Origin of the sequence: Shewanella sp. Sh95 (genome assembly GCF_001308045.1) — a bacterium.
Taxonomy (GTDB): Bacteria; Pseudomonadota; Gammaproteobacteria; order Enterobacterales; family Shewanellaceae; genus Shewanella; species Shewanella xiamenensis.
Genome location: NZ_LGYY01000101.1, coordinates 1 through 371, shown reverse-complemented (window position 1 = coordinate 371; position 371 = coordinate 1). Strand labels below are relative to the sequence as shown.

The 371-nt window shown below is 48.8% G+C and carries 1 protein-coding gene; it reads left to right on the top strand.

Features of this window, described 5'->3' with window-relative positions; all coding sequences use genetic code 11:
* A partial coding sequence (locus AEA42_RS07410) for an IS5 family transposase (protein ID WP_156312320.1) occupies positions 1 to 371 on the top strand: 371 nt, incomplete at both ends.

Genomic DNA, 371 nt, shown 5'->3' with positions numbered 1-371 from the left:
AAACATGGCACAGATGGCAAGCGCCGCGTGTGGCGTAAGCTGCATATCGCCGTCGATACCCATAGCCATGAAATTATTGCAGCAGAACTGAGTTTATCCGGCGTCACTGATGCTGAAGTTATGCCGAATTTGCTCAAGCAAACCCATCGAAAAATCCGAAATATTTCAGGTGATGGTGCTTACGACACAAGAGCCTGTCACGATGCGGTTCGTAGAAAACGCGCTTTAGTACTCATTCCACCGAGGGACGGTGCTGCACTCTGGGAACACGGACATCCGCGTAACTTAGCGGTCAGTTGGCAACAGCTTTATGGTTCAAATAAGCAGTGGAAAAAACGGTATGGTTATCATCGGCGGTCAATCTCAGAAAC